The 16,077-nt window shown below is 57.9% G+C and carries 14 protein-coding genes; 11 read left to right on the top strand and 3 right to left on the bottom strand.

The annotated features are described in order from the left end of the window. Window positions 1–3: 3 nt before the first annotated feature. Both AC2FAP_RS04080 and ppsA read right to left on the bottom strand, forming a co-directional pair. Window positions 4–1,404: an MFS transporter gene (locus AC2FAP_RS04080; RefSeq protein WP_449541578.1), complete on the bottom strand. Its 1,401-nt coding sequence runs from the start codon at window positions 1,402–1,404 to the stop codon at window positions 4–6. Window positions 1,405–1,636: 232 nt separating this feature from the next. Continuing rightward, window positions 1,637–4,015, bottom strand: a complete 2,379-nt coding sequence (gene ppsA / locus AC2FAP_RS04075; protein ID WP_020884386.1) for a phosphoenolpyruvate synthase — start codon at window positions 4,013–4,015, stop codon at window positions 1,637–1,639. Window positions 4,016–4,350: 335 nt separating this feature from the next. Between ppsA and ppsR the strand changes: the two genes are divergently transcribed. From ppsR to AC2FAP_RS04035, 8 genes are all read left to right on the top strand, one after another. Continuing rightward, window positions 4,351–5,184 (top strand): posphoenolpyruvate synthetase regulatory kinase/phosphorylase PpsR, encoded by an 834-nt coding sequence (gene ppsR, locus AC2FAP_RS04070; RefSeq protein ID WP_020884387.1) that lies wholly within the window; start codon window positions 4,351–4,353, stop codon window positions 5,182–5,184. 152 nt (window positions 5,185–5,336) lie between these two features. Then, on the top strand, window positions 5,337–6,383 hold the full coding sequence (gene aroH, locus AC2FAP_RS04065; protein WP_449541577.1) for a 3-deoxy-7-phosphoheptulonate synthase AroH: 1,047 nt from the start codon (window positions 5,337–5,339) through the stop codon (window positions 6,381–6,383). Between the two features lie 166 nt (window positions 6,384–6,549). After that, window positions 6,550–6,738 (top strand): hemin uptake protein HemP, encoded by a 189-nt coding sequence (gene hemP, locus AC2FAP_RS04060; RefSeq protein WP_020884389.1) that lies wholly within the window; start codon window positions 6,550–6,552, stop codon window positions 6,736–6,738. A gap of 76 nt (window positions 6,739–6,814) precedes the next feature. Further along, window positions 6,815–8,800: a TonB-dependent hemoglobin/transferrin/lactoferrin family receptor gene (locus AC2FAP_RS04055; RefSeq protein WP_449541576.1), complete on the top strand. Its 1,986-nt coding sequence runs from the start codon at window positions 6,815–6,817 to the stop codon at window positions 8,798–8,800. A gap of 47 nt (window positions 8,801–8,847) precedes the next feature. Continuing rightward, window positions 8,848–9,876, top strand: coding sequence for a hemin-degrading factor (locus AC2FAP_RS04050; RefSeq protein WP_059305555.1), 1,029 nt, complete (start codon window positions 8,848–8,850; stop codon window positions 9,874–9,876). Further along, complete coding sequence (locus AC2FAP_RS04045; RefSeq protein ID WP_449541575.1) at window positions 9,873–10,694, top strand: heme/hemin ABC transporter substrate-binding protein; 822 nt, start codon at window positions 9,873–9,875, stop codon at window positions 10,692–10,694. Before AC2FAP_RS04050 ends, AC2FAP_RS04045 begins: the two co-directional genes overlap by 4 nt. Continuing rightward, the gene (locus AC2FAP_RS04040; RefSeq protein WP_449541574.1) at window positions 10,694–11,686 is read left to right on the top strand and encodes a FecCD family ABC transporter permease; all 993 of its coding nucleotides are present in this window, start codon (window positions 10,694–10,696) and stop codon (window positions 11,684–11,686) included. Before AC2FAP_RS04045 ends, AC2FAP_RS04040 begins: the two co-directional genes overlap by 1 nt. Then, a complete protein-coding gene (locus AC2FAP_RS04035) occupies window positions 11,679–12,458 on the top strand; it encodes a heme ABC transporter ATP-binding protein (protein ID WP_449541573.1) in 780 nt (259 codons plus the stop codon). Before AC2FAP_RS04040 ends, AC2FAP_RS04035 begins: the two co-directional genes overlap by 8 nt. Here AC2FAP_RS04035 and AC2FAP_RS04030 read toward each other — a convergent pair. Further along, window positions 12,425–13,348 (bottom strand): LysR family transcriptional regulator, encoded by a 924-nt coding sequence (locus tag AC2FAP_RS04030; RefSeq protein WP_020884395.1) that lies wholly within the window; start codon window positions 13,346–13,348, stop codon window positions 12,425–12,427. The two genes, AC2FAP_RS04035 and AC2FAP_RS04030, sit on opposite strands and share 34 nt — an antisense overlap. Before the next feature lie 140 nt (window positions 13,349–13,488). Here AC2FAP_RS04030 and AC2FAP_RS04025 point away from each other — a divergent pair, with 140 nt between their 5' ends. Genes AC2FAP_RS04025 through AC2FAP_RS04015 form a run of 3 tightly spaced genes read left to right on the top strand, consistent with a single transcriptional unit; the run spans window position 13,489 to window position 16,046 of the window. Continuing rightward, on the top strand, window positions 13,489–14,196 hold the full coding sequence (locus tag AC2FAP_RS04025; protein ID WP_032677981.1) for a CoA transferase subunit A: 708 nt from the start codon (window positions 13,489–13,491) through the stop codon (window positions 14,194–14,196). Window positions 14,197–14,198: 2 nt separating this feature from the next. After that, on the top strand, window positions 14,199–14,855 hold the full coding sequence (locus AC2FAP_RS04020; protein ID WP_014169704.1) for a CoA transferase subunit B: 657 nt from the start codon (window positions 14,199–14,201) through the stop codon (window positions 14,853–14,855). Between the two features lie 9 nt (window positions 14,856–14,864). After that, the gene (locus tag AC2FAP_RS04015; protein ID WP_181240914.1) at window positions 14,865–16,046 is read left to right on the top strand and encodes an acetyl-CoA C-acetyltransferase; all 1,182 of its coding nucleotides are present in this window, start codon (window positions 14,865–14,867) and stop codon (window positions 16,044–16,046) included. Window positions 16,047–16,077 lie beyond the last annotated feature (31 nt).

Below are 16,077 nucleotides of genomic sequence, written 5' to 3'. Positions count from 1 at the left end.
GTGTTACTCCTGTATTGCGGAATGGGTGGCCGGGGTGAGTTGTCCTGTCTCGTCTCGCACCTCGCGTTTGCTGGCCAGCTCGCGGGCGATGGAATTGACGAGCTTGCTGTTGAGTTTGTAAATGGTCAGCAGCGCGACCATACAGAGGAACAGCACGCAGGGGATGAGGGTGAAGAGCGCATTAATGGTAGAGAGCACGTGCGGTGCCTGGGTTGCCTGACCGGGCGCATAATCCACCACCCCGAGAACCCAACCAACCACCGCCCCGCCCAGCGCCAGACCAAATTTGATGGCAAACAGCGCGGTAGAAAAGACCAGACCATCCAGACGACGGCCGCTGCGATGCTCCTCATAATCGACCACATCAGAGAACATGGTCCACTGCAGCGGCGTGGTCAGGTTCTGAATAAAGCTAAAGATAATGTTGAGGCCAAAAATCAGCCAGATCTGCGAAGGCGGCAGGAAGAAAATCAGCGCGCCGAAAATCACGAAGGAAATAATGGTCCACTGATAGGCGCGGACGCGGTCAAATTTCCCCAACAGACGTTCAGATAATAATGCCCCCGTTAAGGACGCTACCATCCCGGAAACAATAAAGGCAAATACCAGCTCCGGGCGCAGAAGCACATATTTCACGTAATACATGGTGGCAGAACCACGCGTCACCACTGCGGTTAACAGCAAAATATTAAACAAGAAAACAATTCGCCACTGGCTATTTCCGGCCAGCAGTTTTAAATCGCCGATCATCGAACCCGAGGTGTCATTGCGCGGGGAATAACGCTCGCGGGTCATCAGGAAACAGCAGAAGAAGAGAATAATACCCAGCAGGCCCATCATGCTCATGGCATAGAAATAGCCTTTCTGAACGTTGCCCTGGCCTAACAGCGAGACCAGCGGTAAGGCGATCACCGTCACAATCAACCCGCCGATGAACGACAGGCCGAAGCGCCAGGACTGCAGCGAGTGACGCTCACGCGGATCCAGCGTCAGCGCCCCGGGCATGGCGCAATACGGGACGTTAATCGCGGAATAAATAAGGCTTAAGATGGCGTAAGTGACGCAGGCATACACGATTTTTGCCGTCGGCCCGACGTCCGGTACATAGAAGGTGATAAGGCAACTTACGCCAAATGGGATGGCAAACCACAATAGCCAGGGACGAAAGCGACCGTGCCGCGTCTGGGTGCGGTCGACCAGCGCGCCAATGCAGGGGTCGACAAAAGCATCCACCACGCGCACCACTAAAAACATGGTACCCATGATGGCCGCAGGCAAACCGAAAACATCCGTATAGAAATAGGCGAGAAATAAGGTTGCCGTTTGCCAGACCAGCGCACTGGCCATATCACCTAAGCCATAACCTATTTTATCTTTGGTACGCAATACAGAGGAGATTGTCATTGTTATTTGCCTTTTTATCAGGTTAAAACGTATTTCAACCAGTTGCGCATCAGCGAGGGAAATGCGCGGTAAGGCTCAAGTATTAGCAACGCTTTGCGCGCTAACAATTGTCTAAATTAACAGACAAATTATGATATTTGGTTTTTTACTTTATTTGTGATGGGGAGCAAATAAGGCATGAAATAAAAAAAGGCGAGGAATATATCCTCACCTTTTTCTGGTGCTGATGGCGTTACTTGTTGAGTTCGGCCAGGCTCAGCCAGGTTTGCACCACGGTGTCCGGGTTCAGGGACAGGCTGTCAATCCCCTCTTCCATCAGCCATGCGGCAAAGTCTTCATGGTCAGACGGACCCTGACCGCAAATCCCGACATATTTACCCTGTTTCTTCGCCGCGCGGATGGACATCGACAGCAGCGCTTTCACCGCCTCGTTACGCTCATCAAACAGTTCAGAGACCACGCCGGAGTCACGGTCAAGACCGAGCGTCAGCTGCGTCATGTCGTTCGAGCCGATAGAGAAGCCGTCGAAGTACTCCAGGAACTGCTCAGCCAGCAGGGCGTTGGACGGAATTTCACACATCATGATAATCTTCAGCCCGTTTTCGCCGCGCTTCAGACCCTGACGTGCCAGCTCCTCCACCACCGCTTTCGCCTGATCCACGGTACGCACGAACGGGATCATGATCTCAACGTTGGTCAGTCCCATGTCGTTGCGCACGCGCTTCACGGCGTCACATTCCAGCGCGAAGCAGGCACGGAAGCTGTCAGAAACATAACGTCCGGCGCCACGGAAGCCGAGCATTGGGTTCTCTTCTTCTGGCTCGTAACGCTCACCCCCCACCAGATTCGCGTATTCGTTTGACTTAAAGTCGGACAGACGCACGATCACGCGCTTCGGATAAAACGCCGCGCCCAGCGTGGCGATCCCCTCGGTCAGACGACCGACGTAGAACTCTTTTGGCGAGTCGTAACCTTTCATCATCTCGCGGATTTCGTTCTGCAGCTTCGCGTCCTGGTCGTCGAATTCCAGCAGCGCGCGCGGGTGAACGCCAATCATACGGTTGATGATAAATTCCAGACGCGCCAGGCCAACGCCTTCGTTCGGCAGGCAGGCAAAGTCAAACGCACGGTCCGGGTTACCAACGTTCATCATGATCTTCAGCGGCAGATCCGGCATGGTATCGACGCTTGAACTCTTCACGCTGAAGTCGAGAATATCGGCATACACGTAACCGGTATCGCCTTCCGCACAGGAGACGGTCACTTTCTGATCGTCCTTCATGCGTTCGGTCGCATCACCGCAACCGACAACGGCAGGGATCCCCAGCTCACGGGCGATGATTGCCGCGTGGCAGGTACGGCCACCGCGATTGGTGACGATGGCCGCCGCTTTCTTCATGATCGGTTCCCAGTCCGGGTCGGTCATGTCGGTCACCAGCACATCGCCTGGCTGAATACGGTTCATCTCGCTGATGTCATGGATCACTTTGACAGGACCGGCACCGATGCGATGACCAATCGCGCGGCCTTCCGCCACGATTTTGCCCTGTGCGTGCAGGGTATAACGCTCCATCACCTGACCACGGGAGCGGACAGTTTCCGGACGCGCCTGCACGATAAACAGCTTGCCGGTGTTGCCATCTTTGGCCCATTCGATATCCATCGGACGGCCGTAGTGTTTTTCGATCTGTACCGCCTGTTTCGCCAGCTCCTGCACTTCTGCATCGGTCAGGGAGAAACGGTCACGCATTTCCTGCGGTACGTCTTCAATCTTAACCTGCTTACCATGCTCCTGCGTCGGCGCATAGATCATGCGGATTTTTTTCGAGCCCATCGTGCGGCGAACGACCGCCGGACGGTTTGCGGCCAGCGTCGGCTTATGAACGTAGAATTCGTCAGGGTTCACCGCACCCTGTACTACCATCTCACCCAGACCCCACGCCGACGTGATGAACACCACCTGGTCGAAGCCGGATTCGGTGTCGATGGAGAACATCACGCCGGAAGAGCCCACGTCGGAGCGCACCATGCGCTGTACGCCAGCAGAAAGCGCCACGCCGCGATGGTCATAGCCCTGGTGCACGCGGTAAGAGATGGCACGGTCATTGAACAGGGACGCGAAGACGTGCTTCACCGCCACCAGCACGGCGTCATAACCCTGGACGTTAAGGAAGGTTTCCTGCTGTCCGGCGAATGACGCATCGGGCATATCTTCCGCGGTGGCAGAAGAACGCACGGCAAACGACGCCTGGGCATCATCCGCTGAGAGCTGGTTGTAGGCTTCGTGAATGGCTTTTTCCAGTTCCGGCTGGAAAGGTGTGTCGATAATCCACTGGCGGATTTGGGCACCGGCTTTCGCAAGCTCGGTCACATCATCAATATCCGTTTTATCCAGCAGGTCATAAATGCGCTGGTTTACACCGCTCTGGTCTAAAAACAGGTTAAAGGCATCGGCGGTTGTGGCAAACCCGTTCGGTACGGAGACACCCATACCCGACAGGTTTGTAATCATTTCACCCAGGGAGGCATTTTTGCCCCCAACTCTGTCTACATCATTCATGCCGAGTTGGTTATACCAAAGCACCAGCGGTGACGAGCCATTGTTGGACATCGAAACAATCCTTTTGTGATATTTGATCGGAGTAAGAAACACCTGACTACGTATTTATACTGGCATAATTATTTCCGCTAAAAAAACGGTGAATCGTGTAAGCAATTTAAATTTTCAACTTTTCGGATACTTTCCCACCATCCGCTAACCCGATGATTCCTATATATTCAGCCAAAAACCCTAAAAATAAAGTCGCTAATTGAAAAATGAAATCCACTTTTCAGGAAAATCAAAAACACCGTTTCATTTATAATTAGGATAAGTTCTTTGCTGTGTAATTTACTTTTTTAATTTATGCTTTCAGACAATTACGTACGATATTCAGGGTGGGTAAAATGGATAATGCTGTCGATCGCCACGTTTTTTATATTTCTGATGGTACGGCGATTACCGCCGAAGTGCTGGGACATGCGGTGATGTCGCAGTTCCCGGTTTCGATTAACAGCATCACGCTGCCGTTTGTGGAAAATGAGAGCCGTGCAAAGGCGGTGAAGGACCAGATTGACGCCATCTTCCAGCAGACGGGGGTCCGCCCGCTGGTCTTCTACTCCATCGTGATCCCTGAAATTCGCGCGATTATTTTGCAAAGTGAAGGGTTCTGTCAGGATATCGTCCAGGCGCTGGTGGCCCCGCTGCAGAGCGAACTGAAACTCGATCCGACGCCTATCGCCCACCGAACGCACGGGCTGAACCCCGGCAACCTGACCAAATACGATGCGCGTATCGCCGCCATTGATTACACCCTGGCGCACGACGACGGTATTTCGCTGCGTAACCTCGACCAGGCGCAGGTGATACTGCTGGGCGTCTCGCGTTGCGGGAAAACCCCGACCAGCCTTTACCTGGCGATGCAGTTCGGTATCCGCGCCGCCAACTACCCCTTTATTGCTGACGACATGGACAATCTGGTGCTGCCAGCCGCCCTTAAGCCGCTCCAGCACAAGCTGTTTGGCCTGACCATCAACCCGGAACGGCTGGCGGCAATACGTGAAGAACGGCGTGAGAACAGCCGCTACGCCTCAATGCGCCAGTGTCGAATGGAGGTTTCCGAGGTGGAAGCGCTGTACCGCAAAAACCAGATCCCGTGGCTAAACAGCACTAACTATTCGGTAGAAGAGATCGCCACCAAAATCCTCGATATCATGGGACTCAACCGCCGAATGTACTAACATGCTAGTACAATAACTCAGAATCGGGTATCATCACCACATCCTCGGCGCGCAGACGCGCCGAACTTGAATTCAGCAGGGATTGGTTTAAGGTGATGCCCATCACTTCCCGGTAGTCTGCCGATGAAGCAAAAATTTTTCTGAGACATTTCATGAATAAAACCGATGAACTCCGCACTGCGCGCATTGACAGCCTGGTCACACCGGCTGAACTGGCACAGCGGCATCCTGTTTCCGCGGGTGTAGCGGAACATGTCACGGCATCCCGCCGTCGCATTGAAAAAATCCTTAATGGCGAAGACAAACGTCTTCTGGTGGTGATTGGCCCTTGCTCCATCCACGATCTGGATGCCGCAATAGATTACGCAAAACGGCTTCAGGGACTGCGGGACAAATACCAGCATCGCCTTGAAATTGTCATGCGCACCTACTTTGAAAAACCGCGCACCGTCGTGGGCTGGAAAGGGCTGATTTCCGACCCGGACCTGAACGGCAGCTACCGTGTTAATTATGGTATTGAGCTGGCGCGTAAACTGCTTTTGCAGGTCAATGAGCTGGGCGTACCGACGGCCACCGAGTTTCTCGATATGGTGACCGGACAGTTTATCGCCGATCTCATCAGCTGGGGCGCTATCGGTGCGCGCACCACGGAAAGCCAGATCCACCGTGAGATGGCCTCTGCCCTCTCCTGCCCGGTTGGTTTTAAAAACGGTACCGATGGCAACACGCGAATTGCCGTTGATGCGATCCGCGCATCGCGTGCCAGCCATATGTTCCTGTCGCCGGATAAGCGCGGTCAGATGACCATTTATCAGACCAGCGGCAACCCATACGGGCATATCATCATGCGTGGCGGGAAAAAGCCCAATTACTACGCGCAAGATATTGCTGCGGCGTGTGAAACGCTGGCCGAGTTCGACCTGCCGGAACACCTGGTGGTGGATTTCAGCCACGGCAATTGCCAGAAACAGCATCGCCGCCAGTTGGACGTGTGTGATGAGATCTGCCAGCAGATCGTCAGCGGTTCAACCGCCATCGCGGGCATTATGGCCGAAAGTTTTATCCGGGAAGGCACGCAAAAAATCGTAGCCGGACAGCCAATGGTTTACGGCCAGTCGATCACCGACCCGTGCCTGAGCTGGGAAGACAGCGAACTGCTGCTGGAGAAACTGGCGGCAGCGGTCGATTCACGTTTTTAGTCCTTGCCTTTTACCCTCTCCTGCGGGAGAGGGTCTACGTTCGCGCAAGGCCACATCCTCTTCTGTTTTGATCCCATCACAGTTTTTTCACAAAAACGCTTGCCGTGAATTTTCACTTTGTTGATAATGATTATCATTGTTACATTGATTGTTATTTATAAACATTATGTCACGTACGGATAACAACGCGGCAACGCCCGAAAACACACACACAGCACCTGCCCCAGCGCGCACCGATCGTCGGATCGACAGTAAAAGCCTGCTGGGGGACGAGGGACGCGTGATCATCGAGCATGACGGCCAGCTTTATCTGTTGCGCCAGACCCATGCCGGGAAGCTGATCCTCACCAAATAAATACCACAATACCTTCGCCAGCCACCCAGGTGATCCCCAGGCAGCCAGCGCTTTCGATTCTTTATGGAGAGTTGCTATGCCACACCTGCATTCCGCATTTTTGCGCCCGTCCTGCCTTGCGCTATCCGTTGTCAGCGCCCTGCCGGGCGTCGCGTTTGCGGCCACAGATGACATGACCGTTATCGCCACCGGCAACGCCCGCAGCGCCTTCGAAGCCCCGATGATGGTCAGCGTGATTGACACCGCAGCCCCGGAAAACCAGACCGCCAGCTCGGCCGCCGACCTGCTGCGCTACGTCCCAGGCCTGATGCTTGACGGCACCGGGCGCACCAATGGTCAGGACGTCAACCTGCGCGGTTACGACCGCCGCGGCGTGCTGGTGCTGGTGGATGGCGTGCGCCAGGGGACCGACACTGGCCACCTGAACAGCACGTTCCTCGACCCGGCCCTGATTAAACGTATCGAAGTGGTTCGCGGCCCGTCAGCCTTACTGTACGGCAGCGGCGCGCTGGGGGGCGTGATCGCGTATGACACCGCCGATGCAAATGACCTGCTGGAACCGGGCAAAAACAGCGGCTACCGCGTGTTTGGTACGGGCGCGACGGGCGATCACAGTCTGGGCATGGGGGCCAGCGCTTACGGGCGTACCGAAACCCTGGACGGACTGGTTGCCTGGTCGAGCCGCGATCGCGGCGATCTGCGCCAGAGCGACGGTGGAACAGCACCGAATGACGAATCCATCAACAACATGCTGGCAAAAGGCCGCTGGGCAATCGACCCGGCCCAGACGCTGAGCGGATCCCTGCGCTATTACAATAACGCGGCGCAGGAGCCAAAAAACCCGCAAACCCCCGCCGCAGACGCCAGCAGCAATCCCATGACCGATCGCTCCACCATTCAGCGAGACGCTCAGCTGGGCTATCACCTGGCTCCCCAGGGCAACGACTGGCTGAATGCCGATGCGAAACTCTACTGGTCTGAAGCGCGCATTAACGCCCAGAACATTGACGGCACCGGCGAGTTTCGCAAGCAGACCACCAAAGGTGGCAAAGTGGAAAACCGCACCCGTCTGTTCAGCGACACGTTTGCCTCACATCTTCTGACCTATGGCGGCGAATACTACCATCAGGAGCAACATCCGGGGGGCACCACCACCGGCTTCCCGGAGGCTAAAATCGATTTCAGCTCCGGCTGGCTGCAGGACGAGATCACCCTGCGCGACCTGCCGGTCACGCTTCTCGGCGGTACCCGTTACGATAATTACCGCGGGAGCAGCGAAGGATACGACGATGTGAACGCGGACAGATGGTCCTCCCGTGCCGGACTGACCATCAGCCCGACCGACTGGCTGATGCTGTTCGGCTCTTACGCACAGGCCTTCCGTGCGCCGACCATGGGTGAAATGTATAACGACGCCAAACACTTCTCCATCGGCCGCTTTTACACTAACTACTGGGTGCCGAACCCGAACCTGCGTCCGGAAACCAATGAAACGCAGGAGTTTGGCTTCGGACTGCGCTTTGACGACGTCATGCTTGCTAACGATGCGCTGGAATTCAAGGCCAGCTACTTCGACACCAAAGCCAAAGACTACATCTCCACCAGCGTCGATTTTGCGGCTGCGACCACCATGTCCATGAACGTTCCCCACGCCAAAATCTGGGGCTGGGACGTGATGGCGAAATACACGGCCGACCTGTTCAACCTCGACGTCGCCTACAACCGCACCCGGGGAAAAGATACCGATACGGGCGAGTATATCTCCAGCATCAACCCGGATACCGTCACCAGCAAGCTGGATATCCCGGTGGCGCAAAGCGGTTTCTCCGTGGGCTGGATCGGCACCTTCGTCGATCGCTCAACCCATATCAGCAGTAGCTACAGCGAACAGCCGGGCTATGCGGTTAACGATTTCTACGTAAGCTATAAAGGCCAGGAGCAGCTCAAAGGGGTAACCACGACGCTGGTGCTGGGTAACGCGTTCGACAAGGCGTACTGGTCTCCTCAGGGCATTCCTCAGGACGGACGCAACGGTAAGATTTTTGTGAGTTACCAGTGGTAATCCCCACGCCCCGGCCTGCCGGGGCCCTTATTCGAAAGGAAGAGACAATGAATCACTACACACGCTGGCTTGCGCTGAAAGAAGAAAATCCAGGTCAATACGCACGTGACATCGCAGGCTTAATGAACATCAGCGAAGCAGAGCTGACCTTCGCCCGCGTGGGCCACGACGCCTGGCGCCTGCACGGCGACATCCGCGAAATCATCGGTGCGCTGGAAGCCGTGGGCGAGACCAAATGCATCTGTCGTAACGACTATGCAGTTCACGAGCAGGTGGGCGCGTTTACGCATCAACACCTTAGCGGCCACGCCGGGCTGGTACTGAATCCGCGGGCGCTGGATCTGCGCCTGTTTCTCAACCAGTGGGCGAGCGCGTTCCACATCAGTGAAACCACCGCCCGCGGTGAGCGTCAGAGCATTCAGTTCTTCGACCTTCAGGGCGATGCCCTGCTGAAAGTTTACACGACCGATAACACCGATATTTCTGCCTGGGGCGACCTGCTTACGCGCTTTATCTTTGCCGATAATCCGCCACTGGCGCTGAAGCATGCCGATGTCCCTGCCCACAACGAAAAGGCTGATGCCGCCCTCGTTGATCAGGAGTGGCGCGCCATGACCGACGTGCATCAGTTCTTCGGCCTGCTGAAGCGCCACAATCTGAGCCGCCAGCAGGCGTTTCGTCTGGTGGGCGACGATCTGGCCTGCAGGGTAGACAACACCGCTCTGGCACAGCTGCTGGAAACGGTCCGCCTGGAGGGGAATGAAATGATGATCTTCGTCGGCAACCGCGGCTGCGTGCAGATCTTTACCGGCGTGGTGGAAAACGTCGTCCCGATGAAAGGCTGGCTCAACATCTTCAACCCAACCTTTACCCTGCATCTGCGGGATACGTCCATCGCCGAAACATGGGTGACGCGTAAACCCACCGCTGACGGGCACGTCACCAGCCTGGAGCTCTTCGCCGCCGACGGGACGCAAATCGCTCAACTGTACGGTCAACGCAGCGAAGGTGAACCAGAGCAGCGTCAGTGGCGCAGCCAGGTCGACGCCCTGACCCGAAAAGGGCTGGCCGCATGAAAAAATGGCTCGCCCTGCTCGGCGCCCTGCCGCTGGTGACGTTCGCGGCCACACCGCAGAAAATTGTCGCCCTGGGGGGTGACGTGACTGAGATTGTTTATGCCCTTGGCGCGGGATCGTCACTGGTTGCCCGCGACAGCACCAGCCAGTGGCCGCAGGCGGCGAACGCCCTGCCCGACGTCGGCTATTTGCGCCAGCTTAACGCGGAGGGGATCTTATCCATGCGCCCGACGCTGGTGCTGGCCAGTGCCCAGGCGCAGCCCTCGCTGGCGTTAAAACAGGTCGCGCAAAGTCACGTCAGTGTCGTCACCGTTCCCGGCAGTCATGACCTGAGCGTGATTGACGAAAAGGTGCGAGTCATTGCCGAAGCGACGCATCGCGAAGCACAGGGTGACGCATTGCGCGCTACGCTGCGCCAGGCGCTGGCAGCCCTGCCCACCTCGCCACTCGACAAACGGGTGCTGTTTATCCTCAACCACGGCGGGATGACCGCGATGGCTGCCGGACAACAGACCGCCGCGGATGCTGCCATTCGCGCAGCGGGTTTGCAAAACGCGATGCAGGGCTTTACCCGTTATCAGCCGCTGTCCCAGGAAGGCGTGATTGCCAGCCAGCCTGACCTTGTGGTGATTTCGCAGGATGGCGTAAAGGCATTGGGCGGCGAAGCGAATGTGTGGACACTTCCCGGCCTGGCGCAAACGCCGGCGGGACGGAACAGGCAGGTGCTGGCCATCGACGATATGGCGCTGCTGGGCTTTAGCGTGCGCACGCCGCAGGCCATACAGCAATTGCGCACCCGGGCGGAGCAACTGCCCTGATGTCCCGACGGATCGCGTTGTCGCTGTGGATGCTGGCCGCCATCCTGACGATCATGACGCTGGCGGCCTCCGGGGCTGGCGCACTGCATCTGCCGGTCAGTCTGCTATGGCGCGGCAGTGATGAAACCCTGCGTCAGATCTGGCTGACCATTCGTCTCCCCCGGGTCCTGCTGGCGCTGGTCACCGGCGGCTCGCTGGCGCTGGCAGGTTGCGTAATGCAGGGGCTTTTTCGTAATCCGCTGGCGGATCCGGGGCTGCTTGGGATCAGCAGCGGCGCGGCGCTGGCCGTGGCGCTGTGGGTGGTCATTCCCCTCTCGCTCCCCGCGCTGATGATGCTTTACGCTCCCATGATCGCGGCATTTGGGGGGGCGCTGGCGGCCACCTTCGTCATTTTTGTCCTTAGCCAGCAGCGTAACAGCACACTTTCACGTCTGTTACTGGTAGGCATTGCCCTCAATGCCCTGTGCGGTGCGGCAGTCGGCGTACTGTCATGGCTCAGCAATGATGCCCAGCTTCGCCAGCTCTCCCTCTGGGGCATGGGCAGCCTGGGTCAGGCGCAGTGGTCTTCGCTGCTGGCCGTCACCTCGCTGATGGTGCCAGGCGTTCTGATTATCTGGCGTCTTGCCTGCGCGCTCAATTTACTGCAGCTGGGTGAAGAAGAAGCGCACTACCTTGGCGTGGCGGTGGCGACGGTACAGCGGATCCTGTTGCTGTGCAGCGCCTTACTGGTTGCCGCCGCGGTTGCCGTTAGCGGGGTGATTGGTTTTGTCGGTCTGGTGGTGCCGCACCTGATACGGATGTGGCTGGGCGCCGATCACCGGGCCGTGATCCCCGGCTCCGTACTGGCCGGGGCGTCGCTGCTGCTGGTTGCCGATACGGTGGCGCGCACGCTGGTCGCACCGGCTGAAATGCCGGTCGGTTTACTGACCAGTCTCTTCGGCGCGCCGTGGTTCCTGTGGCTCATTTTTCGTCGTGGAGGCGCACATGGCTGAACGCTACTGCGCGGCACGCCTTGTTTATCAGGTCGGGCAACGGACGCTTATCAACGACGTGTCGCTGGCGTTATCTCCGGGGGAAATGGTGGCGTTGATTGGGCCTAACGGTGCCGGAAAATCGACGTTACTGCGCCTGCTCACGGGCTATCTCACGCCTTCAGGTGGGCAATGCAGCCTGGCGGGTACGCCGCTTGAGGCGTGGCACCCGCAAAAGCTCTCACGCCGCCGGGCAGTGATGCGCCAGAATACGCAGCTCGGGTTCGACTGGCCGGTCGACGCGGTGGTGGGTATGGGCCGCGCGCCCTGGACGCGCTACCCGGAAGCCCCGGTTGTCGAAGCCGTAATGGCGATAACGGGCTGCCTGCCCCTCGCAGACCGACACTTTTCGGCCCTCTCCGGTGGCGAGCAACAACGGATCCAGCTCGCCCGCGCCCTGGCGCAGCTCTGGCATGACGGCGGTCCGCGCGGCTGGCTGTTTCTCGATGAACCCACTTCCGCGCTGGATCTTTACCACCAGCAGCATCTGCTGCGGCTGTTGAAATCCCTGACCCGTCAGGGCGATTTTCACGTGTGCGTGGTGCTGCACGACCTTAATCTGGCAGCGCTGTGGGCGGACCGGATCCTGCTGCTGCATAACGGCACGCTGGTTTCTCAGGGCACGCCGGAAACGGTTTTACAGGCCGACGCGCTGGCCCGGTGGTATGGCGCGCAGGTATACGTTGGCCCACATCCGGTTCACGCCTCACCGCAGGTATTTCTCGCCCCCTGACCGGGCTGATAAAAATCTTTCAGCGTCTCAAGCAGGGCATGCGCCGCTTTTGAAAGCTGCGTGTGCCCGGGGTGGATCACGCCGATGCATTTTTCAATCGGCGGGTTATCGAGTGGAATACAGACCGCGCCTAACGAGGTCATCTGCGCCTCGCACAGTGCCGGGACCGCACTGCCGCCCAGGCCGCTGGCGACCATTCTGCCTACCGTCACCAGTTGATGGCTCTCCAGCGCCACATCCAGTTTACGACCGCTGCGGGCCAGCTCCTCTTCCATCATCAGACGAACGGCCGAAGGGCGCTGCAGGGTAATGAAATCCAGCGTCAGTAGCGCCTCCCATGAAAGGCGTTTTTTGGCTGCCAGAGCGGATGATTTCGGCACAATGGCGACAAATCGATCGAGACCCAACGGCGTAAAAAGCAGGTTATGGGTCGGCGCCGGTTCAAACGCGATCCCCATCTCGACCCGCCCTTCCCGCACCATTTCAATTACCTGCTCGTTGATAACATCGTGCACGGTGACGTTGATCCCGGCGTGGCGATCGCGAAATGCCTTGAGCACCTCCGGCAGGACATTCGCCGCAAATGACGGCATCGCCGCGACTGAGATTTTGCCGCGCTGCAGCGTAAAGCACTGATGCATGGCCTCTTCGGCGTTATCCCAGTCTGCCAGCAGCTGCCGCGCCATCGGTAAAAAGGTCTCCCCCTCCTGCGTCAGCGCCACCTTGCGGGTGCTGCGCTGCAACAGCGGTCCCCCCAGCGCCTCCTCCAGACCCTTGATCGTCAGGCTGAGCGCCGGCTGGGAAAGATTCAGCCGTTCACTGGCATGCGCGAAATTCAGAGTGTGAGCTACCGCTAAAAACGCGCGTAACTGTTTGACACTCATTCTCATTTTTCACCTTGTTAACTAATTGAAAAAATTTAGTTAACAGGGAATTAATAAAAAAACCAAATGAGTGGGTCACAAATTCAAAATTAACAAATGAGTCGCCGCCCCTAATGATACCGGCACGGATAACGGGAGGGATGATTATGGCGGGACTGGATAAGCGCGTCGGCAGCTATGCGCAGGCGCTGGACGGGCTGACGGACGGAATGACATTGCTGGCAGGCGGCTTCGGCCTGTGCGGCATTCCTGAGAACCTGATTGCCGAAGTCAGACGCCGTCAGGTGCAGGGGCTGACGGTGGTTTCAAACAACTGCGGCGTCGATGGTTTTGGTCTCGGGATACTCCTTGAGACGCGCCAGGTACGAAAAGTGGTGGCGTCGTACGTGGGCGAAAACGCGCTGTTTGAGCAACAGGTGTTGAGCGGCGAGCTGGAAGTGGAACTCACCCCACAGGGAACCCTGGCAGAAAAGGTTCGCGCTGGCGGAGCGGGTATTCCGGCGTTTTACACGGCCACCGGCTATGGCACCCCCGTGGCTGCTGGCAAGGAAGTTCGCCAGTTTGCCGGCAAGCATTATGTCCTCGAAGAGGCCATCACCGGCGATTTTGCGCTGATCAAGGGCTGGAAAGCGGACTGGTACGGCAACGTTATCTATCGCCATACCGCGCAAAACTTTAACCCGCTGATGGCCACCGCGGGCCGGATAACGGTAGTGGAAGTGGAAGAGATCGTCGCCCCGGGCGAACTGCCCCCGTCGGCCATTCATACCCCGGGGATCTACGTCGACAGGCTGATTGTCGGCCAGTTCGAGAAACGCATTGAACAGCGCACGCTGCGCGCAGAGGGAGTCTGAAGATGTTAACCCGTGAACAGATGGCCATGCGCGTCGCCCGAGAACTGCGCGACGGTTACTACGTCAACCTGGGGATAGGGATCCCGACCCTTGTGGCGAACTATATTCCGGCGGGAATGGACGTGATGCTCCAGTCTGAAAACGGCCTGCTGGGGATGGGAGCCTTTCCGGATGAGCAGAGCCTTGACGCCGACATGATCAACGCCGGTAAGCAGACCGTCACCGCGAGGATCGGTGCCGCCATTTTCGACTCGGCCCAGTCGTTCGCCATGATCCGGGGCGGTCATGTTGACCTGACCGTACTCGGGGCGTTCGAAGTGGATGTCGAAGGCAACATCGCCTCGTGGATGATCCCGGGCAAGATGGTGAAAGGGATGGGAGGCGCGATGGATCTGGTCGCCGGGGCGCAGAACATCATTGTGGTGATGACCCATGCCGCAAAAAACGGAGAGTCAAAACTGCTGCCGCGCTGCACGCTGCCGTTGACCGGCGCTGGCTGCATCCGTCGGGTGTTAACCGACCTTGCGTTGCTGGAGATTGAAGACGGCGCGTTCATTCTGCGGGAATACGCCCCCGGCGTCAGTATTGACGACATCGTCAGTAAAACAGCCGGGAAAATCATCGTGGCGGACGACGTGCGCGAGATGCGCTTCAACTGAGGATTGAACATGAATGAGGTCATGATTGTCGGGGCCACGCGAACCCCTGTAGGCAGTTTTCGCGGATCGCTCTCCTCCCTTTCCGCGGTTGAACTGGGTGCCGTAGCGGTTCGTCGCCTGCTTGAGAACAGCCAGCTGTGCGCAGATCAGGTAGACGAACTGATTTTCGGTCAGGTGCTGACGGCAGGGTGTGGACAAAACCCCGCCCGTCAGACCGCTCTCACGGCCGGATTGCCCGTCAGTACGCCCGCAACAACCGTCAATCTGGTGTGCGGTGCCGGCTTAAAAGCGGTGCAGCTCGCCGCGCAGGCTATCCGCTGCGGCGACGCCGACGTGGTTATCGCTGGCGGCCAGGAGAGCATGAGCAATGCCCCTTACCTGCTGGACGGTGCGCGGTCAGGGTTGCGTTTTGGTCATACAGGGTTGCAGGACAGCATGATAACGGACGGCCTGTGGGACGCATTTAACGATTATCACATGGGCATCACCGCGGAAAACGTTGCCCGCCAGTATGGCATCTCCCGCGAGCAGCAGGACGCTTTTGCCGCCCGGTCGCAGCAAAAAGCGGCGTCGGCCATTGAGCACGGTCTGTTTGACGCGGAGATGGCTCCGGTCACGGTGAGCGAGGGTAAAAAGCCGCCGCGCCTGGTCAGCAGTGATGAACAACCCCGGCCGGGAACCACCGCTGAGCAACTCGCTCAGTTGCGCCCTGCCTTTCGTCGTGAAGATGGAACGGTGACGGCGGGTAATGCCTCAACCCTGAACGATGGTGCCGCCGCGGTACTGTTGATGAGCGGTGAAAAAGCGCGTGAAAGCGGATTACCGATCCTGGGACGGGTCGTGAGTTATGCCGTGACCGGCGTTGATCCCTCGGTGATGGGCATCGGGCCGGTCAGCGCCTGCCAGACGGCTCTGGCCCGGGCAGGCTGGGCGCTGGATGAAGTGGACGTCATTGAAGCAAATGAAGCCTTTGCCGCGCAGGCGCTGGCCGTTGGCAAGCTGCTCGGCTGGGATGAACGTAAGGTGAACGTTAACGGTGGTGCGATTGCGCTTGGCCACCCTATCGGCGCTTCTGGCTGTCGGATCCTCGTCACGCTGCTGCATGAGATGCAACGCCGCGACGCGAAAAAAGGGCTCGTCACCCTGTGCGTGGGAGGTGGGCAAGGCATTGCATTAACCCTTGCGCGCTAACCGCGCCCGGACATCTCGTTGGTACCCGAAT

This window comes from Enterobacter cloacae complex sp. 394I7 (genome assembly GCF_057320345.1).
This window is presented reverse-complemented; position numbering and strand designations above follow the sequence as displayed.

Excerpts from the sequence above, each read along its gene's own strand:
- hemP (WP_020884389.1), top strand. The coding sequence starts at position 6,550 with ATGTCACGTACGGATAACAACGCGGCAACGCCCGAAAACACACACACA.
- AC2FAP_RS04040 (WP_449541574.1), top strand. The coding sequence starts at position 10,694 with ATGTCCCGACGGATCGCGTTGTCGCTGTGGATGCTGGCCGCCATCCTG.
- AC2FAP_RS04050 (WP_059305555.1), top strand. The coding sequence starts at position 8,848 with ATGAATCACTACACACGCTGGCTTGCGCTGAAAGAAGAAAATCCAGGT.
- AC2FAP_RS04030 (WP_020884395.1), bottom strand. The coding sequence starts at position 13,348 with ATGAGAATGAGTGTCAAACAGTTACGCGCGTTTTTAGCGGTAGCTCAC.
- AC2FAP_RS04035 (WP_449541573.1), top strand. The coding sequence starts at position 11,679 with ATGGCTGAACGCTACTGCGCGGCACGCCTTGTTTATCAGGTCGGGCAA.
- AC2FAP_RS04045 (WP_449541575.1), top strand. The coding sequence starts at position 9,873 with ATGAAAAAATGGCTCGCCCTGCTCGGCGCCCTGCCGCTGGTGACGTTC.
- ppsA (WP_020884386.1), bottom strand. The coding sequence starts at position 4,015 with ATGTCCAACAATGGCTCGTCACCGCTGGTGCTTTGGTATAACCAACTC.
- AC2FAP_RS04025 (WP_032677981.1), top strand. The coding sequence starts at position 13,489 with ATGGCGGGACTGGATAAGCGCGTCGGCAGCTATGCGCAGGCGCTGGAC.
- aroH (WP_449541577.1), top strand. The coding sequence starts at position 5,337 with ATGAATAAAACCGATGAACTCCGCACTGCGCGCATTGACAGCCTGGTC.
- AC2FAP_RS04020 (WP_014169704.1), top strand. The coding sequence starts at position 14,199 with ATGTTAACCCGTGAACAGATGGCCATGCGCGTCGCCCGAGAACTGCGC.
- ppsR (WP_020884387.1), top strand. The coding sequence starts at position 4,351 with ATGGATAATGCTGTCGATCGCCACGTTTTTTATATTTCTGATGGTACG.
- AC2FAP_RS04055 (WP_449541576.1), top strand. The coding sequence starts at position 6,815 with ATGCCACACCTGCATTCCGCATTTTTGCGCCCGTCCTGCCTTGCGCTA.
- AC2FAP_RS04015 (WP_181240914.1), top strand. The coding sequence starts at position 14,865 with ATGAATGAGGTCATGATTGTCGGGGCCACGCGAACCCCTGTAGGCAGT.
- AC2FAP_RS04080 (WP_449541578.1), bottom strand. The coding sequence starts at position 1,404 with ATGACAATCTCCTCTGTATTGCGTACCAAAGATAAAATAGGTTATGGC.